This is a genomic window from Sedimenticola selenatireducens DSM 17993, assembly GCF_000428045.1.
Lineage (GTDB): Bacteria > Pseudomonadota > Gammaproteobacteria > Chromatiales > Chromatiaceae > Sedimenticola > Sedimenticola selenatireducens.
In genome coordinates, this window is record NZ_ATZE01000011.1 from 37234 (window position 1) to 62217 (window position 24984).

The 24984-nt window shown below is 59.6% G+C and carries 22 protein-coding genes; 10 read left to right on the plus strand and 12 right to left on the minus strand.

Features of this window, described 5'->3' with window-relative positions; genetic code table 11:
* Positions 1 to 114 precede the first annotated feature (114 nt).
* Both pdsR and pdsS read left to right on the plus strand, forming a co-directional pair.
* Positions 115 to 825: a proteobacterial dedicated sortase system response regulator gene (gene pdsR / locus A3GO_RS0110060; RefSeq protein WP_029133283.1), complete on the plus strand. Its 711-nt coding sequence runs from the start codon at positions 115 to 117 to the stop codon at positions 823 to 825.
* The gene (pdsS, locus tag A3GO_RS23475; protein WP_051302141.1) at positions 822 to 2939 is read left to right on the plus strand and encodes a proteobacterial dedicated sortase system histidine kinase; all 2118 of its coding nucleotides are present in this window, start codon (positions 822 to 824) and stop codon (positions 2937 to 2939) included. The genes pdsR and pdsS overlap by 4 nt, the downstream gene beginning before the upstream one ends.
* Before the next feature lie 23 nt (positions 2940 to 2962).
* On the opposite strand, the gene A3GO_RS0110070 is transcribed toward pdsS, so the two are convergent.
* Both A3GO_RS0110070 and A3GO_RS0110075 read right to left on the minus strand, forming a co-directional pair.
* On the minus strand, positions 2963 to 3739 hold the full coding sequence (locus A3GO_RS0110070; protein WP_029133284.1) for an ABC transporter permease: 777 nt from the start codon (positions 3737 to 3739) through the stop codon (positions 2963 to 2965).
* Positions 3736 to 4665 (minus strand): ABC transporter ATP-binding protein, encoded by a 930-nt coding sequence (locus A3GO_RS0110075; RefSeq protein ID WP_037375117.1) that lies wholly within the window; start codon positions 4663 to 4665, stop codon positions 3736 to 3738. Before A3GO_RS0110075 ends, A3GO_RS0110070 begins: the two co-directional genes overlap by 4 nt.
* 261 nt (positions 4666 to 4926) lie before the next feature.
* Between A3GO_RS0110075 and A3GO_RS0110080 the strand changes: the two genes are divergently transcribed.
* Positions 4927 to 6054 (plus strand): NAD(P)/FAD-dependent oxidoreductase, encoded by a 1128-nt coding sequence (locus A3GO_RS0110080; RefSeq protein WP_029133286.1) that lies wholly within the window; start codon positions 4927 to 4929, stop codon positions 6052 to 6054.
* 100 nt (positions 6055 to 6154) lie between these two features.
* On the opposite strand, the gene ptsP is transcribed toward A3GO_RS0110080, so the two are convergent.
* Positions 6155 to 8419 (minus strand): phosphoenolpyruvate--protein phosphotransferase, encoded by a 2265-nt coding sequence (gene ptsP, locus A3GO_RS0110085; protein WP_029133287.1) that lies wholly within the window; start codon positions 8417 to 8419, stop codon positions 6155 to 6157.
* Between the two features lie 153 nt (positions 8420 to 8572).
* Complete coding sequence (locus A3GO_RS0110090; RefSeq protein WP_037375165.1) at positions 8573 to 9100, minus strand: RNA pyrophosphohydrolase; 528 nt, start codon at positions 9098 to 9100, stop codon at positions 8573 to 8575.
* A 185-nt stretch (positions 9101 to 9285) separates the two neighbouring features.
* Here A3GO_RS0110090 and A3GO_RS0110095 point away from each other — a divergent pair, with 185 nt between their 5' ends.
* Both A3GO_RS0110095 and A3GO_RS0110100 read left to right on the plus strand, forming a co-directional pair.
* On the plus strand, positions 9286 to 9942 hold the full coding sequence (locus A3GO_RS0110095; RefSeq protein WP_029133289.1) for a histidinol-phosphatase: 657 nt from the start codon (positions 9286 to 9288) through the stop codon (positions 9940 to 9942).
* A 50-nt stretch (positions 9943 to 9992) separates the two neighbouring features.
* Positions 9993 to 10199, plus strand: a complete 207-nt coding sequence (locus tag A3GO_RS0110100; RefSeq protein ID WP_029133290.1) for a hypothetical protein — start codon at positions 9993 to 9995, stop codon at positions 10197 to 10199.
* A 78-nt stretch (positions 10200 to 10277) separates the two neighbouring features.
* Here the strand turns inward: A3GO_RS0110100 and A3GO_RS0110105 are convergent, their stop codons facing one another.
* Entirely contained in the window at positions 10278 to 10685 is a 408-nt protein-coding gene (locus tag A3GO_RS0110105) for a hypothetical protein (protein ID WP_029133291.1), read from the minus strand.
* A gap of 45 nt (positions 10686 to 10730) precedes the next feature.
* Complete coding sequence (locus A3GO_RS23480) at positions 10731 to 13115, minus strand: protein kinase domain-containing protein (protein ID WP_029133292.1); 2385 nt, start codon at positions 13113 to 13115, stop codon at positions 10731 to 10733.
* A gap of 204 nt (positions 13116 to 13319) precedes the next feature.
* Here A3GO_RS23480 and A3GO_RS0110115 point away from each other — a divergent pair, with 204 nt between their 5' ends.
* Genes A3GO_RS0110115 through A3GO_RS23490 form a run of 5 tightly spaced genes read left to right on the plus strand, consistent with a single transcriptional unit; the run spans position 13320 to position 18314 of the window.
* Positions 13320 to 15080, plus strand: coding sequence for an NAD(P)H-dependent oxidoreductase subunit E (locus A3GO_RS0110115; protein ID WP_029133293.1), 1761 nt, complete (start codon positions 13320 to 13322; stop codon positions 15078 to 15080).
* A complete protein-coding gene (locus A3GO_RS0110120; RefSeq protein WP_029133294.1) occupies positions 15077 to 15799 on the plus strand; it encodes a 2Fe-2S iron-sulfur cluster-binding protein in 723 nt (240 codons plus the stop codon). Before A3GO_RS0110115 ends, A3GO_RS0110120 begins: the two co-directional genes overlap by 4 nt.
* Positions 15792 to 16331, plus strand: a complete 540-nt coding sequence (locus A3GO_RS0110125; RefSeq protein ID WP_029133295.1) for an NADH-quinone oxidoreductase subunit B family protein — start codon at positions 15792 to 15794, stop codon at positions 16329 to 16331. Before A3GO_RS0110120 ends, A3GO_RS0110125 begins: the two co-directional genes overlap by 8 nt.
* Complete coding sequence (locus A3GO_RS0110130) at positions 16324 to 17829, plus strand: Ni/Fe hydrogenase subunit alpha (protein ID WP_037375121.1); 1506 nt, start codon at positions 16324 to 16326, stop codon at positions 17827 to 17829. Before A3GO_RS0110125 ends, A3GO_RS0110130 begins: the two co-directional genes overlap by 8 nt.
* Positions 17826 to 18314: a hydrogenase maturation protease gene (locus A3GO_RS23490; protein WP_037375122.1), complete on the plus strand. Its 489-nt coding sequence runs from the start codon at positions 17826 to 17828 to the stop codon at positions 18312 to 18314. The genes A3GO_RS0110130 and A3GO_RS23490 overlap by 4 nt, the downstream gene beginning before the upstream one ends.
* A gap of 165 nt (positions 18315 to 18479) precedes the next feature.
* On the opposite strand, the gene clpB is transcribed toward A3GO_RS23490, so the two are convergent.
* The 6 genes from clpB to rluD form a co-directional block, all read right to left on the minus strand.
* Complete coding sequence (gene clpB / locus A3GO_RS0110140) at positions 18480 to 21056, minus strand: ATP-dependent chaperone ClpB (protein WP_037375123.1); 2577 nt, start codon at positions 21054 to 21056, stop codon at positions 18480 to 18482.
* A 70-nt stretch (positions 21057 to 21126) separates the two neighbouring features.
* The gene (locus A3GO_RS23495; RefSeq protein WP_051302143.1) at positions 21127 to 21840 is read right to left on the minus strand and encodes a lysophospholipid acyltransferase family protein; all 714 of its coding nucleotides are present in this window, start codon (positions 21838 to 21840) and stop codon (positions 21127 to 21129) included.
* Positions 21841 to 22019: 179 nt separating this feature from the next.
* On the minus strand, positions 22020 to 22544 hold the full coding sequence (gene def / locus A3GO_RS0110150) for a peptide deformylase (protein WP_029133298.1): 525 nt from the start codon (positions 22542 to 22544) through the stop codon (positions 22020 to 22022).
* A 2-nt stretch (positions 22545 to 22546) separates the two neighbouring features.
* Entirely contained in the window at positions 22547 to 23053 is a 507-nt protein-coding gene (locus A3GO_RS0110155) for a glycine cleavage system transcriptional repressor (protein WP_029133299.1), read from the minus strand.
* A gap of 143 nt (positions 23054 to 23196) precedes the next feature.
* Complete coding sequence (gene pgeF / locus A3GO_RS0110160; RefSeq protein ID WP_029133300.1) at positions 23197 to 23940, minus strand: peptidoglycan editing factor PgeF; 744 nt, start codon at positions 23938 to 23940, stop codon at positions 23197 to 23199.
* Positions 23933 to 24892 carry a 23S rRNA pseudouridine(1911/1915/1917) synthase RluD gene (rluD, locus tag A3GO_RS0110165; RefSeq protein WP_029133301.1) on the minus strand — a complete coding sequence of 320 codons (960 nt, stop codon included), beginning with the start codon at positions 24890 to 24892 and terminating at the stop codon, positions 23933 to 23935. Before rluD ends, pgeF begins: the two co-directional genes overlap by 8 nt.
* Positions 24893 to 24984: the final 92 nt, after the last annotated feature.

Genomic DNA, 24984 nt, shown 5'->3' on the forward strand with positions numbered 1-24984 from the left:
AACACTCATAAGTTGCAAACAGGCCGGCCAGGCCAATCTTTCGTGCCAGCTCGGCCACTTATTGCCGACCCGGATATGGTGTAGAGTGAGCGGCAAAAGCCACACACCGAGACTATGAAAAAACTGATTGCCATCGTTGAAGACGAACCCGCCATTCGGGAAAACTATGCCGACCTGCTGCGTCGCCACGGCTACGAGGTGCGGGGTTACGCCTCACGCCAGGAGGCCGATGAAGCTTTTCGCGAACGACTGCCCGATCTGGCGATTCTGGATATCGGACTGAATGACGAGATGGAGGGGGGCTTTACCCTGTGTCGTGAGTTGCGCGCCCGCTCCACCACCCTGCCGATCATTTTCCTCACCGCCCGGGACAGCGAGCTGGACACCGTCTCCGGCCTGCGTCTTGGAGCTGACGACTACCTGACCAAGGACATCAGCCTGGCCCACCTGGCGGCGCGTATCTCTGCCCTGTTCCGGCGTATGGAGGCGCTGCGCCAGCCGGTCCAGGAGGAGAAGGTGATGCTGCGTGGCCCATTGCGACTGGACCTGGACCGGCTGCAGGTGAGCTGGAACGACACCCCCATCGACCTGACCCTGACCGAGTTCTGGTTTGTACACGCCCTCTGCCAACGCCCCGGCCACGTGCGCAGCCGGGACCAGCTGATGGATGCCGCCAACATCCTGGTGGACGCCACCAGCATCAGCACCCACATCAAACGCATCCGGCGAAAATTCGAGGAGTGTGACAGTCAATTCAACGCCATCGAGACCGTTTACGGCATCGGCTATCGCTGGAACAACACCTCGCCCCCTGCCCCGGAATGACCCGCAAACGGCGTTTTTTTCAGAGCATTCGCTTCAAGCTGCTGCTGGTCTCCCTCGCACTGCTGGCTATTCCCTGGGCTGGCTACCGCTACCTGCAGGAGACCGAGCGGTTTTTGCGCCAGACCCAGGAGACCATGCTGCTGGGTACGGCACAGGCAGTGGCTGCCATCCTCCACAACAGTCCGGCCATGATCAACCCTACCCGACACACGACGGGGGACCTGTCCGGCGATCCGCTACAGTATGTCAATCAACTGGAGCGACCGATCCAGTTGGACGGTTACACCGAGGACTGGCTGCCCTATATGGGAAACCTGCAGCGTTTTCCAGAGCAGGGTGAATGGCTGTTCGACAGTATCCTGGGCGAGTACGGTGGTTATCTCTACCTGCTGCTGCGGGTGAATGACCGGCGGGTTCTGTATCACCCCCCAGGCAGCACCCGGCTGGACCAGGGGGATTACATCGACCTCAGGCTGGAATCACCCGATGGAAAGATTACCCGCTACCGTATCGCCACCACCTCACCCGGCTGGGTCAGCGCCCGCGAGATGCCGGACAGGTCTGAAAACCCAATGCCGATTGGCCGTGAAGACAGGATTCAGGGTGAATGGCAGACCTCGGAGAATGGTTACACCCTGGAACTGAGGATTCCCCGCTACCTGATCGGGGAGCGCATCGCAGTTACCGTGGCGGACCTGGATGATACGGCCGGAGCGCTGACCCGTCACCTGGTAAGTTCCACCGGAAACGGCCAACCCGCCCCGCTGGGACGTATCGTACGACCGGACCCGGAGATCGGCCGTCTGATCGGCGGACTGGAACATGAGAATGCCCGCATCTGGGTAGTGAACAACCAGCGACTGGTGCTGGCCAGACGCGGCCGTCTGCAACCACCGGAGACGGTAATCGAAAACGATGAGCCGGTTCAATTCTCCCCACTGCAACCGCTGATGCGACTGATCCTGGACCAGCCCAGCGCGCATTTCCAGGATGACTTCTCCCGCAGCGCCCGTCTGGGAGGTCGCGAGATCGATGCCGCCCTGGCAGGTCAACCGCAGTCGCGCCGCCGCAGCACGACCGATGGGCGGGCAGTGATCCTCTCTGCCGCGTGGCCGATCCAGTCATCCAGTGGCGTGGCCGGAGCCGTGCTGGTAGAGCAGACCACCAACCGGATTCTCAGTCTGCAAAACCAGGCACTGGAACAGATCACCGGCATTACCCTGGCACTGTTTCTGTTCATCGGACTGGCGATTCTTGGTTTTGCCAGTCTGCTGACAGCGCGCATCCGCCGGCTCAGCCAGCGCATTGAAAAGGCGGTAACCACCGATGGCCGGATTCTCGGTCCGCTGACGGCAGACAGATCCAATGATGAAATTGGCGATCTGAGCCACAGCTTCTCGGGCGTACTGAATCGACTCGCGGAGTACAACCGCTATCTGGAGGCGATGGCCTCGCGTCTCGCCCATGAGTTCCGAACCCCGTTGACCATTGTCCGCTCCTCCCTGGAAAATCTCCAGACTGACACCGCGGACGGGGATCAACAGCGCTACATCCTGCGGGCCCAGGAAGGGATCGAACGGCTCGGACTGATCCTGCATCGTATGCGCGAGGCGACCCGGCTGGAACAGCAGCTGGCGCAGACCGAGATGCTGTCGTTCGATCTCGGTGCGCTACTGGATATGGCCCTGGAAGGATATGGCAGCGCCTTCCCGCAGGTGATGTTCCAGCTCGATCGGTGCGAAAGCCCGGTTATGATCCATGGCGCCCCCGATCTGATCAGTCAGGCGCTGGATAAATTGATCAGCAACGCCGTCGACTTCCATCAGCCCGGCACCGCTATTCAACTGATATTGAAAAGAACCGACCGGCATCATGTCCGGCTAAGCGTCCGCAACAGCGGCCCGCCACTCCCGCAGGGCATGGAGCAGGAGCTGTTTTCATCCATGGTTTCCATCCGCAAAAACAGCGGCAACGAACCGCACCTGGGACTGGGACTCTATCTGGTGCGACTGATCAGCGAGTTTCACGGCGGGCGTGCCGAGGCGGATACCCTGGAATCACCGTCAGCCGTCGAGTTCAGCCTGCTGCTACCGGTCATTCCGCAATCCCGCTAAAAACCCGGGAGCCTGTCGGACTGTCAATTCTTGATACCGATGCCCCGGTTGAGCAGATAGAGACTGAAGCCGGTAAGCGCCACGATAAACAGGACGACAATGCCCAGCGCCACACCCATGGGAATATCCGACACACCGAGCAGGCCATAGCGGAAGGCGTTGACCATATAGAGTATGGGATTGGCCAATGAGACCTGCTGCCAGAACTCCGGCAGCATACTGATGGAGTAGAAGACGCCGCCCAGGTAGGTCAACGGGGTGAGAATAAAGGTCGGTACAATGGAAATGTCATCAAAGCTGTTGGCATAGACCGCATTGATGAAACCGGCGAGGGAGAAGAGGATCGCGGTGAGAATGAACACCGTCAGGGTCCAGCCATAGCTCTGCACCTGGATGTCGGTAAAAAACAGCGACACACTGGTGACGGCGATGCCCACCATCACGCCACGCGCCACGCCACCCGCCACGTAGCCGGCCAGGATCACCCAGTTGGGTACCGGCGATATGATCAACTCCTCCACATGGCGCTGGAACTTGCTGCTGAAGAATGACGAGACCACGTTGGAATAGGAATTGGTGATCACCGCCATCAGGATCAGTCCGGGTACGATGAAATCGATATAGCTGAAGCCATCCATTTCGCCGATACGCGAGCCTATCAGATTACCGAAAATAATGTAGTAGAGCACCGTGGTGATCACCGGCGGCAGGATGGTCTGCAGCCAGATGCGGGTAAAGCGCAGCAACTCCTTGGTGAAAATGGTCTGGAAGGCGGTCAGGTAGCGACTATAACGGGTCATTGCGCCGCTCCATTCCTGGCGCTCTCCACCATGTTCATGAACAGTTGCTCCAGGCGGTTCTGCTTATTGCGTAACGAGGTGACACCGATTTCGTGCAATGAGAGTTGCTCGAAGAGCTGGTTGATGCTCTGTTCGCTGTTGACCGCTACCTCGACCCGCTGTCCATCCAGCCGTTTCAGTTCAAAGCCCTGCAGCGACGGTAGTTCATTCAACGGATCCCGCAGATTCAGCACAAAGGTTTCGGTGTGCAACTGATGCAGCAACCGATCCATGCGCGAATGCTCCACAATGCGCCCCTGGTTGATAATGGCGATATTGCGGCAGAGACTCTCCGCCTCTTCCAGATAATGGGTGGTGAGGATAATGGTGGTCCCCTGACGGTTCAGCTCACTCATGAACTCCCACATGGAACGGCGGATCTCGATATCCACCCCGGCCGTCGGCTCATCCAGGATCAGCAGCTTCGGCCGGTGTACCAGCGCCCGGGCGATCATTAACCGACGCTTCATACCACCCGACAGGGTACGCGACATCTGCTGGCGTTTGTCCCACAAATCCAGCTGTCTCAGACTCGCCTCGGCGCGCCGCCACGCCTCTTTCCGGGGTATACCGTAGAAGCCGGCCTGATTGACCACAATCTCGCCGATCGGCTCCCACATGTTGAAATTGAACTCCTGCGGCACCAATCCGATGCAGGATTTGACCCCTTCGGGGTCGTTATCCAGATCGTGGCCGAACACCTCCACGTGACCAGAGGTTTTATTGACCAGAGAACTGATAATACCGATAGCCGTCGACTTGCCGGCCCCGTTGGGTCCCAGCAGGGCGAAGAAGTCGCCCTGCTGTACGGTGATATCCACCCCCTTGAGGGCCTCAAAACCGTTCTTGTAGACCTTTCTCAGGTCCCTGATATTCAGTGCATTCATGGGGTAACGATAAATCCGGATAACCGATCTGGGATGCAGGCGCACAATAGTTGAACTGTATCACCGGATCAACCACCCGGATGGATCCCGCACCTACTCTCAAGGCCATCCAGCCTATATGGTGTCGCCACCGGTGAAATCAACCGTGGGCAAAGCATACAACCCGAGCAATGTCGGGGAGACGATCCAGGCAAAACCGATATAATGGGGCAAAGCGTTTGGGACATCTCCCGGCCATAACAATATCCTTGAGGTATAGGCATGAACAGAATCACCCTCGTCGGGGCCGGCTTCGCGGCACTGACCGCCGTGCAGAAACTGCGCGCCGCCGATCCGACCGCCGAGATCACCCTGGTCGCACCGGCAGCCGAATTCACCTACCTTCCCGGCACCATCTGGATCCCGTCCGGACTGCGTCAGCCTGAGGATCTGAAGATCGATCTGGGCAACTTCTTCCGCCGCATGCGCGTGAACTACCATCAGGGATCGGCTAGCGGGCTCAAGGCAGGGGGGCGCATCCTGGTAACCGACCAGGGCGAGATCGAAAACGACGGGCTGATCATCTGTTCCGGCGGACGCTTCATCAAAAAACTTCCCGGTATCGAACACGCCATTACCCCCTGCGAGGGCATCCCGGCGGCAGTAAAAATAAAAGACCGGCTGCGGGCGTTGCAGGGCGGCACCATCGCCGTAGGTTTCTCGGGCAATCCGAAAGAGCCCTCGGCCATGCGCGGTGGCCCGATGTTTGAATTTCTCTTCGGTATCGACCGGCAACTGCGCCGCGAGGGCCGTCGGGACCGCTTCAAGCTGGTGTTCTTCACCCCGGCACCGGAACCGGGCAAGCGTCTCGGTCCCAAGGCGGTCGCGGGCCTGCTTCGGGAGATGCAAAAGCGCGGCATCGAGACCCATCTGGGGCACAAGATGAAACAGTTCACCGACAGCAAGGTGATTACCGAGGGAGGGGAGTTCGCCGCCGACCTGATCCTGTTCATGCCCGGAATGACCGGAAACCAGTGGTTTGATAACACGGATCTTCCCAGGTCGGAGGGCGGCCTGATCAGGGCGGATGCCCAGTGCCGGGTGGAGGGGATGGAGCGGGTTTATGTGGCGGGCGATTCCGGCAGCTATCCCGGCCCCGACTGGATGCCGAAACAGGCCCACATGGCCGACCTGCAGGCGGAGGCCGCGGCGGCCAACCTGCTGGCCGAGCTGAACGGCGAGCAGCCGACCCGGACCTTCAAGGTGGAGCTGTTCTGTATTGTTGACAGCCAGACCACCGGCAGCCTGGTGGCACGTACGCCGAAGTACAACATTGCACTACCACAGATGCGGGCATTCCACTGGATGAAGCGGTTGTTCGAGTGGTGGTATCTGCGGCAGTACCGCTAACCCCACTGCCTGTGGGAGGCTCGCCCTCGAGCCGATTGGTCGCAACACCGCTGCAGGGTCAAACATCGCGGCGGGGGCGCCGCTCCTACCGGTTCGGCGGCTATTTACCCGGACGTACCAGCCCGCCCAGGCCCATCTCATCGAGGGATTTCTCCATCAGTTCACGCACCTGACGCGCATCGGTCATGCGCAATGCCGCCTGCAGCAGGCTCTTCGCCCGGGCCCGGCTGTAGCTGCGGATCACCCACTTGATCTTGAGCAGGCTGCCGGCACTCATACTGAGACTATCCACCCCCATGCCGAGCAGCAGTACCGCGGCCAGCGGGTTGCCCGCCAGTTCGCCACAGACACTCACCGGCCGGCGATAGATCGCTGCCCCCTCGACTATCTGCACCAATGCCCGCAGCACGGCGGGATGCATATCATCAAAAATGGCGGCAACACGGGGATTGTTCCGGTCCACCGCCAGCAGATACTGGGTCAGATCATTGGTGCCGACAGAGAGAAAATCGACCCGGCGCGCAATCTCGTCAATCTGGTAGACCGCCGATGGCACCTCGATCATCACCCCCACCGGGGGCATCACCACGTCGTAGTTCTCTTCCAGCAGCTCATCATGGGCGCGTTGAATCAGCATCTGCAGCTCATCCACTTCCGAGACCTTACTGATCATGGGCAACATGATCTGCAGATTGTTCAGCCCGATATTGGCTCGTATCATGGCGCGAATCTGGGTCAGGAAGATCTCCGGATGATCAAGGGAGATGCGCACCCCGCGCCAGCCGAGGAACGGATTGGATTCCACAAAGGGGAAATAGGGCAGCGGCTTGTCGCCGCCGATATCCAGGGTACGCAGAATCACCGGACGCGGTGCGAACGAACTCAGCATCTGCTGATAGCTCTCGACCTGAACCTCCTCGCCCGGAAAACGATCCCGCACGATATAGAGCAGTTCGGTACGGTGCAAACCGACCCCTTCCGACTCCTCCAGCCCCACAGTCATGACATCGGATATCAGACCGGTATTCAGATAGAGCGGCACAGTCACACCATCGGTGGTCTCCGCCTTCAGGCCCTTCATGGCTTCCAGGTCCCGGGATATCTCGGACTCTTCCTTGGCCAGGCGGGCGTATTCATCACTAACAGACGGATCAGGCGAGACATAAACCCGGCCGCGGTACCCGTCTACGATAATCTCCAGACCTTCCAATCTGCCCACTGGCAGATCGGTCACGCCCATCACTGCCGGAGCACCCATGGCGCGCGCCAGGATCGCCACATGAGAGGAGCTGGAGCCCTTGGCAGAGACGATAGCCGCCAACCGTTCCGTCGGCACCTCGGCCAGTTGCACGGCGCTGATATCATCCCCAACCAGGATGGTCTTTTCCGGGTAATGGATCTCGCGGGGCTTATCCAGTTGCAGGTGCATCAGAATACGCCGGCCAAGATCACGGATATCCGAGGCTCGCTCGCGCAGATAGACATCATCCATGTTATCGAATACCCGGGCATGGATTTCGATGGTGTGGCGTAGCGCACTCTGCGCCCACTGCCCCTGCTCGATACGCTCCACGGTCTGACTCACCAGGGCGTCACTGCCGAGCATCAACAACAGTGCATCAAACAGCGCCTGCTCTTCAACCGGCAGTTCGGTTGAGAGACGCTCCTTGAGGGATTTCAGCTCCTGCCGGGTCATGGCAACAGCTTCCTTGAACGCGGTCACTTCCGACTGGATATTCTCTGTCGTGCGATCCGGTACCGCATCAAGATCCGCCAGTTGATAAGCCACCACAGCCTTTCCCGTGACCACCCCTGGAGCACTCGGCTGTCCACTGAGATAGCGATTCAGCGGACTACGCGTGGGCTGCAGTTGGGTCAGTTCACCACTGGCCCGGGCATAGGTAATCGCACCAGCCAGTTGTGCCGCCAGGGTGAACAGGAAGGTAACCTCGTTATCATCGAATTTACGCGACTGCACCTGCCGCACCACCAGCACCCCCAGCACCTTACGGTTCTGGATAATGGGTACACCGAGGAAACCCCGGTATTGGGTTTCACCCGTGGCGTGAATAAAGAGGTAGCGGGGATGCTCCGTCGCATCATCGAGATTGACCGGCTCGGCGCGCTCACAAACCAGACCTACCAGGCCACGGTGCATCGGCAGGCTGACCTTGCCGACCGCCTCCTGACGCAGACCCTCGGTAGCCAGCAGAACATGCTCGCGTCGATCAAAATCGGTCAAATAGACCGAACAGACATCGGCCTTAATCGCCTGCTTTACCCGCTGCACGATCAGCTTTAACGCCTCTCCCAGATCCGGAGCCGCATTAACCTCTTGTACAATCCGATGAAGTATTTCAAGCATGATTTTGTCTTTACAGATCGCGTTGCGAAATAGGTGGCCTGCCTCCGGGCATCAGCGAGAAGGCAGCGTTTCTCCCACTCTGAAATACCCGCATCAAGGAAAGCAGCCATTCAACCGTCCTCTCCAAGAGGCCAGCTGAATGGCTACGACTGGCTAGGAGCGCCGGTTCTGGCGAAGATAGTTGGTCTGCGTCCGGGCAGGGGCGCCCTCAGGAAACAGCAGTGGTGCCAGTTCCTCAAGTGCCTGCACATAGACCTTGCGCTTGAAATAGACCACCTCGCGTAACGGGTGCCAATACTTTACCCATCGCCAACTATCAAATTCCGGCTTGGGCGCATGATCCAGACAGAAATCTGTCTCTTCACACAGCACCCGCAACAGATACCAGAGCTGTTTCTGGCCAATGCAGAGCGGTTTGCAGTGGTGGCGCAGAAACCGCTTCGGCAAACGGTACCTGAGCCAGCCCGACGTCACACCGATGATCTCAACCTGGTGCTGTCGCAGTCCCACCTCTTCCTCAAGTTCGCGAAACATCGCCTGTTCCGGCGTCTCGCCCTTGTTGATCCCACCCTGGGGGAACTGCCAGGCATCCTGCCCTATCCGTCTTCCCCAGAATAGTTGCCGCTGATTATTGCAAAGTATGATGCCGACGTTAGGTCTATACCCTTCTGAATCAATCAAAGGAAAACCTATATAAGAATCAATAAACTGACTTGATTGTTCCACAATCCACCGTACTCCGGCAACCACTAGCATCCTGCTCCTCCTCCCAGCCACCCGCTTTTTCCACCTCCGCACCACGGCGGCTTATACCGACACTGAGTTCTGGGTTAGAATGGCCGCCCATTTCACCAGGAGCAGTGACCTTGCCTTTAGCCATATTTGATCTCGACAACACCTTGCTTAATGGTGATTCAGACCATCTCTGGGGCCAGTTTCTGGCCGAGCAGGGCATTGTTGATGGCGACTGGTACGAGCGCGAAAACGACCGTTTCTACCAGGAATATAAGGAGGGGACGCTGGATATACATGAGTTCCTGCGCTTCTCCCTGAAACCACTCAGCCAGCATTCACCGGAGCAGTTGCGCCAGTGGCACCAGGCATTTATGCATGAAAAGATCGAACCCATCCTGCTACCGGCCGCTCAAATACTGATCGACAAACACCGGGCCACGGGCGATACCCTGATGATCATTACCGCCACCAACGCCTTTGTGACCGCACCAATCGCCGCCGCCTTTGGCATTGAACACCTGATTGCCACCGACCCGGAGATGGTCGGTGGCCGCTATACCGGTGAAGTGGCTGGAACCCCCTGCTTTCAAGAGGGCAAGGTGACCCGATTGAAGCAATGGCTGGAACAGCATCGGCAGAATCTTGCCGGAAGCAGTTTTTACAGCGACTCTCACAACGACTTGCCGCTGTTAAGGCAGGTGGAACACCCGATTGCCGTTGATCCCGATGAAACCCTGGCACAACACGCCCGCAAGCACGGCTGGCCCATCATCACCCTGCGCGAATAAACCGCATGCTATAGTCGACCTATCTGGTGCGGATTGAGCAGGCAAAGAATATGAAGCAGAAACCCTTTCTTCTGATAGTCGCCGTCCTGATCGGTGTCATTATCTACGCCTACTACGCCCCGAAGGAGTCCCCGGAGCGGGCCACCACACTGACACCAAAACAGTACATCGAACTGGTGGAACAGAAAAAGCAGGAGCGGAAGGCAGAGGCGGCGGAAGAGGAAAAACAGCAGGATTCGGAGAAAGCACAGCAGTAGCATCCACGCTGCCAAATGCAGGTGAGACGTTCACCGACCTACGAACCACAAGGCTAATGGCAGAAAATCAGCAGGAAATCACAACCGCCGACAGACGGAGCGCTCATCCGGATGCTCCACCGCATCGACAATGGAATTGATGAACCGGCCCAGTTCATCTGTGCTCAGCACTTCGAGAATCCGGTTCAGCAGTGCCGGGTCCACCAGAGCCTGCACGGATCGCCCATCGCTGAGATTGACGCTGACACCGGCGGCATGCACATGCTCGGTTGCATCGGCCTGTTCCACAAACAGCGCCTCGTTCATATCCAGCATCTCATCATAAAAGGCCTCGATGTCATCCATCAGGCTGTCATCGGTATCATCCGGCAACCGCACCATAAAGCCCTGATCCTCGCTGGCAGAGAGAGGCTGCAGCCCCTTCTGTTCCAGAAAGGCGATGAATTGCTGCCAGGGGCGTTCGTCAAAAAAGATATATTCCAACATGGGGAGCGACCTTGATCCTGCCGATACAACTGAGTGGAAACATTTTCACATTCGCGACCTGAATGCAAGAATCAACTGATTGCGCAGGGTCTTGACCAGGTTCAACTGCTTGGCCGTCAGCACGATACCGTCCGCCTGGGGATGATCGGCATAGATCAGCCCCAAAGGACGTTGCTTGATAACCAACGGAAAGACCAGGAACGAGCCGGCGTTGGAGAGCTTTTTGTACCACTCCGGCAGGTTATCCTTGATCCGGGGATCGCTGGTATTGGAGACCGCCAGGTCCACGCCATTTTTCAGCGCGGCATGAAACACATCCGCGCTGTACTGTCTGGAAAAATGGAACCCGGTGATGAAGTTGTCGATATCGCTACCAAATCCCAGCTTCGCCTTAATCTTCTGTTTGCTCTGATCCTGCAGGCAGAGTACCACCCGGTGGAAGGCCAGGGCCCGGTAGATCGTCTCCAGTACCACATTGAACACCTGGATGATATTGCTGTTGTCATCCAGCAGCATATCGGTCACTTCCTGCAACCCCTCGGTCAGCACAATCTCTGCATTGATCGCCGGGTCATCCGGGGTAATCTCAGCAACCGGTTCTTCTGTGTAAGATGATTTCCCCGGTTCCAGTGCAAGCGTGGTAGTCATATCCTCCTTGCGCCCCTTGCCCCGGGTCACGTGGGATGTATCGGGATGGGCAGGCCGGGACAGCCGGCGCATAAACGGATCGTTGGCCGCCTTGGCTGACAGACTTCCGCTCAGTTCAATAAACTCCTTTCTCGCTTCGTCCAGCATGCCCTCAAAGCGCCGCTCACTGATCGCCAGGCCGCGGCGAAACCTTTTCAGCAGCTGCTTTATCTGCTGCTCTCCGCCATCGTCCGACTCGCCAATAATCCGCGTTGCCTCATTGGAAAAATTGGCAATCAGCCGCAGCTTTACATCCGTATCCTTGAGGTCACCGGGGGCGGCTGGATCAACCTTGACCATGCCCCGGGTAATGGTGGCGGGAAAATTCCACTGTTCGGCAATGGCAATCCCCATCTCCTGAAAGGTCATGCCCAGCACACGACGCTCCGCCTGCTCCTGAGACACCGATTCGGTTTTGACCAGACGCCGGATCTCCTCACTCTCGTCATTCAGGTAGTAGGTCACCAGGATCTTGCCCAGGGTGTGCAGCATGCCGCAGAGGAACCCCTCTTCAACATGCTCCATCTCCGCATCTTCCGCGGCCTGCCGCGCCAGGGTCGCGCTGAAAATGGCCGCCGCTATCTCATTTTTGAGTTTGACCGCCTGGGTCTTGTTGTGCAGATGTTCAAAAAAGATCAGCGAGGCGGCAATGGAACGGATGGTCTGGATACCAAGCACCACAATCGCCCGCGATATGGTGCCGATGCGCCCGGCAAAACGGCTGTAATAGGCCGAGTTCACCACCTTGAGAATTTTACTCGCCAGGGCAAAGTCACGAATGATTATGCGGGCCAGATGATCCATGCCCTTGTCATCCGACTCGGTCAGGCGGTTAAGGGTTCGAATCGATTCCGAAAGCACTGGAAAATCACTTTTATGCTGCATTCTCCGCAACAGAAAATCGACCGTCCCCTTGGCCGCCTGCCCGGTGATCTCGTCACGGCTTTTACGGTACTCAACAATCGCTCCCAGCATCTCTCCGGCATCCGCAAACCGCGCACCGGGCTCTTTTTCCAGGGATTTCTGCACGATCGCATCCAGCTGTTCACTGACTTCCGTATTGAAACAGGAGGGATTTTCCACGCCATTGGCGCGGATGTTCTTCAGCAGGGTCTGTTGATCCCGGGCGTCAAACGCCATCTTGCCGGTCAGTAGTTCGAACAGAATCGCCCCCAGGGCGAACACATCGGCCTGAGGGCTTACCTTTCCCTGGTCGATATATTCCGGTGCCATGTAGCGCGGGGTACCGGTCAGCTCCATATCCCGGCTCACCGCGCCACCGAGCAGCCGGGCAATACCGAAATCCATGACTTTTGGTGTGCCGTCACCATTAAGAATTATATTCGCTGGTTTCAGGTCGCGATGCACAATGCCTTTCCGGTGCACCTGATCAATCCCGGAAAGAATACCCGTAATAATCTCCAGCGCCTCATGCAGGCTCAGCGTTCCGCGTCGCAGGCGATCCGACAACAGTTCGCCCTCGACAAATTCGAATACCAGAAAAGGCCGTGCCCGCTCCTTGCCCACATCGAAAATCGACACGATATTGGGATGCTGAATCTGGCTGATGGTGCGCGCCTCACTCAGCAGAGTGTCCACGCTGGAGTTGGCACCCGGCATGACACGATCGAACAGTTTGATCGCTACCGGCCGGTGCAACTCGGAATCGACACATCGATAGACCGAGCCCTGGCTCCCGGCCCCCAATTTCTCCTTGATGTCAAACCGACCAATCTGTGGCATAACCTGGATACTTGTACTCTCAAATCAATATGTACAGAGGTTAGCGGCACGCCAGCGCAAATCTTTCCGATTTAAATCACCCGTCCCCGAAGCCAACCGAATTGCGCTATAGTGAACGGAGTTGAATGTGGCCGCCTGCACATTCGTATCAGTGAAATCCACGGATTCCAGAATGGCTGAGGATAATTCCAAGCTGACTCCAATATGCATACTGTCCAGGAAAACGATCCATCAAATCTGCTACAGCGACTGATTGGGCTGCAGCAAGCCTTTCGGCATATACCGAGTGATGCCATAGATCATCTCGCGGAATCACTCGGTCTGAGCCGGGCGTTCATTCTCGGTGTCATTCAGTTCTACAGCTTCCTGCACAGCTCACCCCGGGGCGAGTACGACATTCTGTTCAGCGACAATATCACGGACCAGATGCAGGGCAGCCGGCTGCTGGCGCAACGCCTCGCCAGCAAACTGGGTGTTGATATCGGTCGCACCCGTGACGACCAGCGCGTCACGCTGGATTACACATCCTGCACCGGCATGGGCGACCAGGGGCCTGCCGCACTGGTCAATGGACACCCCATCACCCGTTTAACCATGGAACGCGTAGACCAACTGGCTGCCCTGATCGAACAGGCAGTCCCGCTCGACAACTGGCCGGCTGAACTTTTTCAGGTCAGTGCCGGGGTTGAGCGCCGCGACATCGTACTCAACAGTGACTATAAACCGGGAACCGCCATCCTGCGCTGCCTGGAAGAGGGTGCAGAGGAGTTGCTGCGCCGACTGGAACAGGCCGGGCTCAGGGGCTGCGGGGGTGCCGGTTTCAGCACGGCGAAAAAATGGCGATTCTGTGCGTCCACCGAATCGGCAGAACGCTACGTGGTCTGTAATGCCGACGAGGGGGAGCCGGGCACCTTCAAGGATCGTTACCTGTTACAGGCCCACGCCGACCGGCTGTTCGAGGGCATGACCCTCTGTGCGGCCGTGATCGGTGCACGCCGCGGTTTCCTCTATCTGCGTGGTGAGTACCGTTATCTGCTGGGGCCGCTGCAACAGATCCTGCAACAGCGCCGAGAAAACGGTCTGCTGGGCCAGGCCATTCTCGGCCGGGACGGCTTTGACTTCGACATCGACATCCATCTGGGCGCCGGTGCCTACATCTGTGGTGAAGAGTCGGCGCTGATTGAATCACTGGAGGGAAAACGCGGTATTCCCCGTAACCGCCCCCCCTTCCCGGTGACCCGGGGCTATCTCGGCATGCCCACCGTGGTGAACAATGTGGAGACCCTCGCCAACGCCGCCCTGATCGCCCAGCAGGGTGTGGAGTGGTTCCGCTCCGTGGGCACGGCCCAGTCACCCGGCAGCAAGCTGCTGAGCATCTCGGGAGACTGCGAAAGGCCCGGCATCTACGAATTTCCCTTCGGCACACCCATTAGCGAGATACTGGCCGCCTGCCAGGCTCACCACACCCAGGCGGTTCAGATTGGCGGGGCGGCGGGACGCCTGATCCCACCGGCCGAGTTCAACCGCACCCTGGCCTTCGAGGATCTCGCCACCGGGGGGTCATTCATGGTGTTCAATCAGAGTCGTGAACTGCTCAATGCGATCGATAATTTCACCCGCTTTTTCCGCCATGAGAGCTGTGGTTTCTGCACCCCCTGCCGGGTCGGCACCGCCATGCTGACCAAACAGTTGGGCAAGGTGATGGTGGGACACGCCACCAGCAAGGACCTGGATGAACTCGGCACCCTCGGCAGCCTGATGCGACAGACCAGCCACTGTGGCTTGGGCCAGACGGCAGCCAATCCCATTCTCGACGGCCTGGAAAAGTTTCCCGACATTTTCCAGTCACGCCTGCGCTCCACCAGCTTTGAGCCGGCATTCGATCTGGACGCCTCACTGGAGGAGGCTCGTGCCATCACCGGCCGTAGCGACCCTGGTGCCCACCTGGAAGGAGGCGGTGTATGAGTGGCAGCTTCAGCATTGACGGCGTGACGGTGCCGTTTGAGACGGGACAGAGCATCATGGATGCCGCCCTGGCGGCGAAAATCTATATCCCGCATCTCTGCCACAATCCGGAGTTCCAGCCCCACGGCAGCTGTCGGCTCTGCTGCGTCACCGCCAACGGCCGCACAGTCGCAGCCTGCACCACCCTGGCAACCGACGGTCTGGAGGTGGCCAACGAAACCCATGAGATCACCACCCGCCGACGCCTGCTGCTGAAACTGCTGTTTGTCGAGGGCAATCACGTCTGTCCGGCCTGCGAGAAGAGCGGCGCCTGCCAGCTGCAGGCGGTGGCCTACCACTGCGGCATGCTGGCGCCGGAGTTTGTGCACTTCTACCCGAAGCGGGCGGTCGACGCCTCCCATCCCGAGACGATCATCGACTTCAACCGCTGCATCCTGTGCGAACTCTGCGTCAGGGCCAGCCGGGATCATGACGGCAAATCGGTGTTCAATATCAGCGGACGGGGCATTGATGCCCACCTGACCATCGACTCACCCAGCGGCAGGCTGGGTGACTCCCGCTTCAGCGCCAGTGACAAGGCAGCCCGGGTCTGCCCGGTGGGAGCGATACTGCCCAAACACCGGGGCTATGAGATCCCCATTGGCCGGCGGCTATACGACCAGGAGTCGATCAGCCAGGTCGGCGACGTGGCCAGCCATCGGGAGCAGGAAGATGGCTGACAAGATCAGGATTGCCACCGCCTCCCTGGCCGGCTGTTTCGGCTGTCACATGTCTCTGCTGGACATTGACGAGCGCCTGATCGATCTGGTGGCGCATATCGAGTTTGACCGCACCCCGCTGACCGACATCAAGCAGATCGGCCGTTGCGATGTGGGGTTGATCGAGGGTGGCGTCTGCAATGCGGAGAATGTGGAGGTACTGAAGGCGTTCCGCCGCCACTGCAACCTCCTGGTGGCAGTGGGTGCCTGTGCCATCAATGGCGGCATTCCCGCCATGCGCAATCAATATTCCCTGACTGAGTGCCTGGAAGAGGCCTATCTGCATGGCAGCGGTATCGACCAGCCCCAGATCCCCAGCGATCCGGAGCTGCCGCTGCTGCTGGACCAGGTGCATCCGATTCACGACGTGGTCTGGATAGACTATTTCCTGCCCGGCTGCCCGCCCTCCGCCGACACGATTTTTACTTTTCTGGATGAGCTGCTCTCGGGCAAGCCGATCCGGTTCGCCTACCGGCAGATTCATTATGACTGACAGCACGCCCACCGACATCAGCCGACTGGAGACGGCGGAGCATCCGGAAAACCTCCGGCGCATCGCCATTGAACCGCTCACCCGGGTGGAGGGCCATGGCAAGGTGACCCTGCTGCTGGACCATGACAACCGCATCCGGCAGGCGCGCCTGCACATCGTCGAGTTCAGGGGTTTCGAGAAATTCATCCAGGGCCGTCCCTACTGGGAGCTGCCGGTGCTGGTGCAGCGACTCTGCGGCATCTGTCCGGTCAGCCATCACCTGGCGGCCGGCAAGGCGATCGACCAACTGGCTGGTGTCGATCAACTGACGCCAACCGCGGAGAAGGTGCGCCGCTTGATGCACTATGGACAGATCCTGCAGTCCCACGCCCTGCACTTCTTCCATCTCTCCTCCCCTGACCTGCTGTTCGGGTTCGACAGCGACATCGGTCAGCGCAACGTGGTGGGGCTGATTGAGCGACATCCCGATCTGGCCAAGCAGGGCGTGCTGCTGCGCAAGTTTGGCCAGGAGGTGATCCGGGTCACCGCCGGTAAGCGGATACACGGCACCTGCGCCATCCCGGGCGGCGTCAACAAGTCGCTGGACAGCAGTGAACGGAACTACCTGCAACAAGATCTTCCGCAGATGATCAGATGGGGGCAGGAGGCGCTGAGCCTGGCCCAAAACCTGTTCCTGGAGGCGCGCGAACAGCACCGGCGGTTTGCCCGCATCGACACCCCGATGATGAGTCTCTGCCGTGATGACGGGGGGCTGGAGCTCTACCATGGCGGCCTGCGGGTAGTCACCGGCGATGGCCACAAACTGCTGGACCGGATCGACTCCCGGGAATACCACCGGCATATTCGGGAGCAGGTCAAGTCCTGGAGCTACATGAAGTTCCCCTATCTGCAGCAACTCGGTCCGGAACACGGCTCCTACCGGGTGGGCCCGCTGGCCCGCATCAACAGCTGCGACTATATCGATACTCCGCTGGCGGAACGGGCAAGGGTCGAATTTCGCGCCCTGGAACCGGATGGACTGGTCCAGTCCACCCTCGCCTACCACTGGGCACGCATGATCGAACTGCTGCACTGCGCCGAGAAGATCGAGCAGTTGCTGGACGACGCGGACCTGCTGGGCAGCGATCTGCAGCAAAGCGGTGAGATGCGGCCACGCGGCATCGGCGTCATCGAGGCACCCCGCGGCACCCTGATCCACGACTACGAAATCAATCCGGACGGCCTGGTGACCCGCGCCAACCTGATCGTCTCCACCACCCACAACAACCGCGCCATGAACGAGTCGGTCAGAACGGTAGCGGCCGATCTGTTCGACGGCCGGGAGATCAGCGAGGGCATGCTGAACAGCATCGAGGTGGCGGTGCGCGCCTACGACCCCTGCCTCTCCTGCGCCACCCATGCCCTGGGCAAGATGCCGCTGGTGGTTGAATTACAGGAGCCGGATGGACGCATCATCGACCGACTGATCAAGGATACCCGGGGTGAACTGAGCCGGTGAGCAGGGCACCGGTTGCAGTTATCGGTTACGGCAATCCTTCCCGGGGCGATGACGCCCTGGGGCCGCTGCTGCTGGAGCGATTGGGGCAATCTCAGGATATCGATCCAAGGCAGTATGAATCCGTTACCGATTTCCAACTGCAGATTGAGCACGTCACCGACCTGGAACAACGTGATTTACTGCTGTTTATCGATGCCTCGGTCTCGGCCCGGCCGCCGTTCGAGTTTTCCCGCCTGACCCCGCAACGGGACCACAGCTACAGCAGCCACAGCCTGAGTCCGGCCACCCTGCTGTCGGTGTACCAGGATGTCTACAAAATCGCACCGCCGCCCGCTTATCTGCTCACTATTCCAGGCTATCTGTTCGAACTGGGCCAGCCGTTGAGCCAGAGGGCAGCGGAGCATTTGGAGCAGGCCGTCAGTTTCGTTGAAGAGCTATTGCAGCACCCGCAGAGGAGATTCTGGGAGTCGAAAATTCGCAGCTAAAGCCGCGACCAACGCTGTAGCGTCGCATTAGCGCAGGGTAATCCGACAACCTATGCCCCCCTGAGCGCAAACCCTGTCGGGTTACGCCATCGGCTAACCCGACCTACCCGCCGCCAATAGAGGGCGGGAACGGGCCAACCGGGTGACCCGGCCGGCCCGTTCCACTTACGCCTTACTGAAACGCAATCCCTGGTCCGAAGCATCGACCCGGATGGTATCCCCCGGACCGAAGCGACCACCAAGGATCTCCTGGGCCAGCGGATTCTCCAGCTGCTGGCGGATTGCCCGCTGCAACGGCCGGGCGCCGTAGACCGGATCGAATCCGGCCTCGCCCAGCCGGTCCAGGGCGGCATCGCTGAGTTGCAGACCCATGTCGTGATCGGCCAGACGCTGCTCCAGATAGCGCACCTGGATCACCGTGATGGCGCGGATCTGTTCGCGCCCCAGCGGATGGAACACCACGATATCATCCACCCGGTTGATAAACTCGGGCCGGAAGTGCTGTCCCACCACCTCCATCACCGCCTGCTTCATATCTTCATAACGCTCCTCGCCCGCCATGGTCTGGATCAGGTCGGAGCCAAGATTTGAGGTCATGATGATCACGGTATTACGGAAATCAACCGTGCGGCCCTGGCCGTCGGTCAGACGCCCGTCATCCAGCACCTGCAGCAGCACGTTGAACACATCCGGATGGGCCTTCTCTACCTCATCCAGCAGGATCACCGAGTAGGGTCGGCGACGCACCGCCTCGGTCAGGTATCCGCCCTCCTCGTAGCCCACATAGCCGGGGGGCGCACCGATCAGACGCGCCACCGAGTGTTTCTCCATGAATTCGGACATATCGATCCGCACCATGGCGTCTTCGGTATCAAACAGGAAATCCGCCAGTGCCTTGGAGAGTTCGGTCTTGCCCACGCCGGTGGGCCCGAGAAACAGAAACGAGCCGTTCGGCTGGCGCGGGTCGGAGAGCCCGGCGCGGGAACGGCGAATGGCGTTGGCCACAGCGGAGATGCCCTCAGCCTGGCCGATCACCCGCTTACCCAGCTCCTCTTCCAAGCGCAGCAGTTTGTCCCGTTCGCCCTCCAGCATCTTGCTCACCGGGATGCCGGTCCACTTGGAGATCACGTCAGCAATCTCCTCATCGGTCACCTTGTTGCGCAGCAGCTTCATCTCCTGCATCTCGGCCTGGGAGGCCATATCCAGCTGTTTCTCCAGCTCCGGGATACGCCCGTACTGCAGCTCCGACATGCGGCCCAGGTCACCGGCGCGGCGCGCGGTCTCCATATCCAGCCGCGCCCGCTCCAGCTCCTCCTTGATATGGGCGGTACCCTGCAGGGCGGCTTTTTCGGATTTCCAGATCTCATCCAGATCGGAGAACTCCCGGTCGGCCTTTTCAATCTCCGCTTCCAGCTGCGCCAGGCGTTTTTTCGAGGCCTCATCCGACTCTTTCTTCAGCGCCTCACGCTCGATCTTGAGCTGGATCAGACGCCGCTCCAGACGGTCCATCTCCTCGGGCAGGGAGTCGATCTCCATGCGGATCTGCGAGGCCGCCTCGTCGATCAGGTCGATCGCCTTGTCCGGTAGCTGCCGGTCGGTGATATAGCGGGTGGAAAGAGTGGCAGCGGCGACAATCGCCGGATCGGTGATATCCACGCCATGATGCAGCTCATAGCGCTCTTTCAGTCCACGCAAGATGGCGATGGTGTCTTCCACCGTCGGTTCGTCAACCAGCACTTTCTGGAAGCGCCGTTCCAGTGCCGCGTCTTTTTCAATATACTGCCGGTACTCATCCAGGGTGGTGGCACCAACACAGTGCAGTTCACCGCGAGCCAGGGCCGGCTTCAGCATGTTTCCGGCGTCCATCGCACCCTCGGCCTTGCCGGCACCCACCATGGTGTGCAGTTCGTCGATAAACAGGATGATCTGCCCCTCCTGTTTCGAGAGATCGTTCAGTACCGCCTTCAGACGCTCCTCGAACTCACCGCGAAACTTGGCGCCGGCAATCAGCGAACCCATATCCAGCGACAGCAGACGTTTGTTTTTCAGGCCCTCCGGCACTTCGCCATTGACGATCCGCTGCGCCAGCCCTTCCACAATAGCGGTCTTGCCCACGCCGGGCTCACCGATCAGGACCGGGTTGTTTTTGGTGCGCCGCTGCAGTACCTGAATGGTGCGGCGAATCTCGCTGTCCCGGCCGATGACCGGGTCCAGCTTGCCCTGCTCCGCACGTTCGGTGAGATCAATGGTGTATTTCTCCAGCGCCTGGCGCTGGTCTTCCGCGTTGGGATCATTTACCTGCTGACCGCCGCGCAGGCTCTCGATCACCTTTTCAATCGGCGCCTTGGCGGCCCCCGCCTTGCGCAGCAGCTCGCCCACAGCCCCTTTGTCATCGAGCGCCGCCAACACAAACAGCTCGCTGGAGATGTACTGGTCCTTGCGCTTCTGCGCCAGCTTGTCGCACTGATTGAGGATCCGCCCCAGATCGTTGGAGATATGCATATCCCCGGACGCGCCCTCGATGCTTGGTAAACGGTCCAGGATATCGCCGAGGCCGGACCGCAACTGGTTGACGTTGACATCCGCCTGGGTCAACAGATGCCTTACCGTGCCCCCCTCCTGGTCAAGCAGGGCGGTCATCATGTGCACCGGCTCGATAAACTGGTGATCGCGGCCCACCGCCATACTCTGGGCATCCGCCAGGGCCATCTGAAACTTACTGGTTAGTCTGTCCATTCGCATGGAAATTACTCCGATATTTCTAAGGTTACCCAGGAGATGGGGCACCCGATATCGAAATTCAACTGGAAATTCAGATCGCTACAGAACTCTCTTGATCTTCGTCACCTTCCAGGATTCCCTGAACCAGGGTCTGCAACTGATCCCGGCCCCACTCCTCGGGATAGATCGCGGAACCCGCCTTGATACTGGCCCGGCCACGCAGCAGCACCCCGCCGATCACGCCACCCTCTCCACGAATACCGCAGATGCGATGGGGGAAGATTGGCGCGCCGGTGATCTGGGAGAGACGGATGGCACCAGCCTTGATGCGACGCGGCGGATCCGAGTCCAGATGGATCTTGCCATGGGGAAACAGCGCCACCACCTCGCCGCCACGCAGGCAGCGCAGCGCCTCCCGCAGCGCCTGCTCCGGGCGTTTTTCCCGGTCCACCGGGATACAGCCGATGGCTCGAAACAGCCAGGTGAGGCCAAAGCGCTGATACTCCTCGCGGGCGATGATAAAACGCAGGGGACGCCGGGCCGAGGCGACCAGCAGCAGCGGATCGAGTCCGGAGACATGGTTAGCCACCACAATCGCCGGCCCGGACTTCGGCAGGCGGATGCCGATCCGATTGAGCCGGTGATAGCGGTAGCAGAACAAGCGGTTGAGTCCATCCAGCAGGTTCACCCAACCACGCCCCCAGTCAACCCGGTTGGCACGGTGGCAGGCCCGGTAGAGCCGCAAGAGCTGCCACAGCAGCAGGGCGGCCAGCAGGGATGAAATGACTACGGCGGTGGATGGCACAACTCCCTCGTAAACTTAAGCCGCGAATGATCGCGAGTAGTATGCATTTCCACGCGGAGCGTGGGAACGAGAAACGAGAAAAGGCGGATGGCAGTTTAATCGCAGCGAAAGCAACTCCTACACCCGCCCTGATTACGGATAGATAATCCCGATCGTAGGAACGGCTAAAATCAATCCGGCTATTTTTTAGGCTTGCCGCCTTTCTGATACACCTTGCGCTGAAACAGGTCGGTACGCCGGCTCACCACCCGATCGATGAACAGCATGCCGTCGAGGTGGTCCAGCTCGTGCTGCACGGCGCGCGCTTCGTAGCCCTCCATCTCATACTCCAGCGGCTGCCCCCAGGGGTCCTGGGCACGGATCTTGATCTGGGTGGCGCGAATCACGTTACCGGTGTAATCGGGCACCGAAAGGCACCCCTCCCGACCCATCTCGAAACCGTCCCAGTGGGTGATCTCTGGGTTCACCAGGATCATGTAGCCGTGGTTGGGCACCGGCTTGCGGGTATTGGAGACATCGACAATCACCACCCGTTGAAACCGGCCCACTTGCGGAGCGGCAATGCCGACTGCGGCGGGACCGTCACGACGGGTCTGTTCCAGGTCATCGATAAAGGCGCGCAGTTCATCGTCGAACTGTTCCACCGGCTCCGATACCTGCTTCAGACGGTCGTCGGGGATTTTTAATATTTCCAGAACTGCCATTGTTATCCAATCAGTGTCTCAATGGGAGATACGCGCACATCGATATCACCCAGATTATCCAGCGCCGCCTCCAGCGACTCTAACGGCAGATCCGCATAACCCTGGATATGCATGATGTAGACCGGCCGCTCACTGGAGCCGGCCACGTCCGATTCCAGTTCCAGAATATTAAAGCCCTGCTCCGCCAGCACGGCGGTTACCTGTGCGACTATGCCGGCCCGGTCGGCTCCGGCTACCCGCACCTGGATATTGGGGACTACATGCTGATGCAGCGAGCCGGCAATATTATCCACATGCATGTGCAGTCCCAGGGCATCCACGACCGGCTGCAACACCGGCTCCACCACGCCCTCACCGGTCACCATCATCATGATGGTGAAGTTGCCCCCCAGGCGGATCATCGAGGCCTCGCCCAGGTTCCAGCCCGCCCGGTAGAGGGCATTCGTCACCTGCCCCACAATCCCGGGTTGATCGGCGCCGACCAGTGTCAGCATTTTCCAGTCATTCATCTTTTTCATCTCCCGTTATTAAACGGACCTTGGTATCAACCCATAGGTTGGGGTGAGGAACGAACCCCAACATCATGGCGCACACACATGCCCCCCGTTGGGGTTCGCAAGCTCACCCCAACCTACGAACTCGTATCGATTTTTCACTCGATCCAGATCAGCGACGCCATGCGTCCCGTCACCCCGTCCCGGCGATAGGAAAAAAAACGCTTAATATCGGTTACTGTACAGTAATCCCCACCACCGATAAAACCGACCCCTGCCCGCTCTAACCGCAAACGCGCCAGCCGGTAGATATCCGCCAGCCAGTGTCCCGGCCGGCCCGGATGGAACGCACTGGCAGCCTGCGGATCATCCTGTAAGAACCGTTCCCTGACCTCGGGACCCACCTCAAAGGCATCCGGACCAATCGCCGGACCCAGCCATGCCAGCAGTTGGTCGGCCGGGCCCTCAAAACCTGCCAGCGCCGCCTCGATGACGCCATCGGCCAGACCACGCCAGCCGGCATGCACGGCTGCCACCCGGCTGCCCGCCCGGTTACAGAACAGGACAGGCAGGCAGTCAGCGGTCATCACCACGCACACCTGGCCCGGCTGGCTGGTCACGCTCGCATCGGCCTCCCGGCTTGTTACTGATCCCGCACAATCCAGCACCCGAGTACCGTGTACCTGATTGAGCCAGATTGGAGTTGCCGGCAACCGTGCCACAACTTCCAGCCGCTTGCGGTTCTCCGCCACTGCCGCCGGATCATCACCCACATGGTCTGCCAGATTGAGACTGTCAAACGGGGGCAGGCTCACCCCACCGACCCGGGTGGAGATCACGGCATGCACGGCAGCTGGGGCAGGCCAGACCGGAATCAGCAGTTCGGGGATTGGCTCAGGCATGTTGCAGATCCATTCGCAGGGCCTCCAGCAACTGCCGCATATCCTCCGGCAAGGGCGCCTCCCATTCCATCCATTCACCCGATTGCGGATGGGTGAGCCCCAGCTTGAGAGCGTGCAGCGCCTGCCGATGGAATTGGCGAAGCGTCTCGCGCAGCTGTTCCGAGGCGCCCGCCGGCTGACGCAGCCGTCCGGCATAGACCGGATCACCCACCAGGGGATAGCGCAGATGGGCCATATGGACCCGAATCTGGTGGGTTCGGCCGGTCTCCAGCTTGACCTTCAGATAGGTATGGGCGCGAAAACGCTCCAGCACCCGATAGTGGGTGACGGCCTCCTTACCGGCATGGTGGACCGCCATCTTGACGCGCTGGGTCGGGTGACGGCCAATCGGCTCATCCACCGAACCACCTGCCGTCATCACCCCGGTGGCGATCGCCCGGTACTCACGCTCGAACTCGCGCGCCTGCAGTTGCTCCACCAGGAACTTGTGGGCGGCCGGCGTACGGGCGATCACCAGCAGGCCGGTGGTCTCCTTGTCGAGCCGGTGAATAATTCCTGCCCGAGGCAGCTGGATCAGTGACGGGTCGTGGTGCAACAGCGCGTTCTGCAAGGTGCCATCGGGATTTCCGGCAGCCGGGTGAACCACCAGACCGGCCGGTTTGTTGATCAGGATCAGGGCCTCATCCTCATGGACGATATCCAGCTCAATCGCCTGTGGCCGGCACTCAACCTGATCCTCCAGATGCGCTTCCAGCGCCACCCACTCGCCGCCCAACACCTTGTCCCGCGGTCGGCAGGTTACCCCGTCCAGGGTGACCAGCCCCTCTTTCACCCACTGTTGCAGGCGGCTTCGGGAGTAATCCGGAAACAACTGGGCCAGCGCCTGGTCCAGCCGTTTGCCCGCCAACTCAACTCCCACCCGTGCACTGAGATGCTCTACTCTTTCAGACAATGCCGCCGCTCCCGATCATTCTGTCCAGTCTCTGCCCAACTCCTCTGAGGGAGGGGAGTTTAACGCATTCCACCCCTCCGCTGCTCACCTTA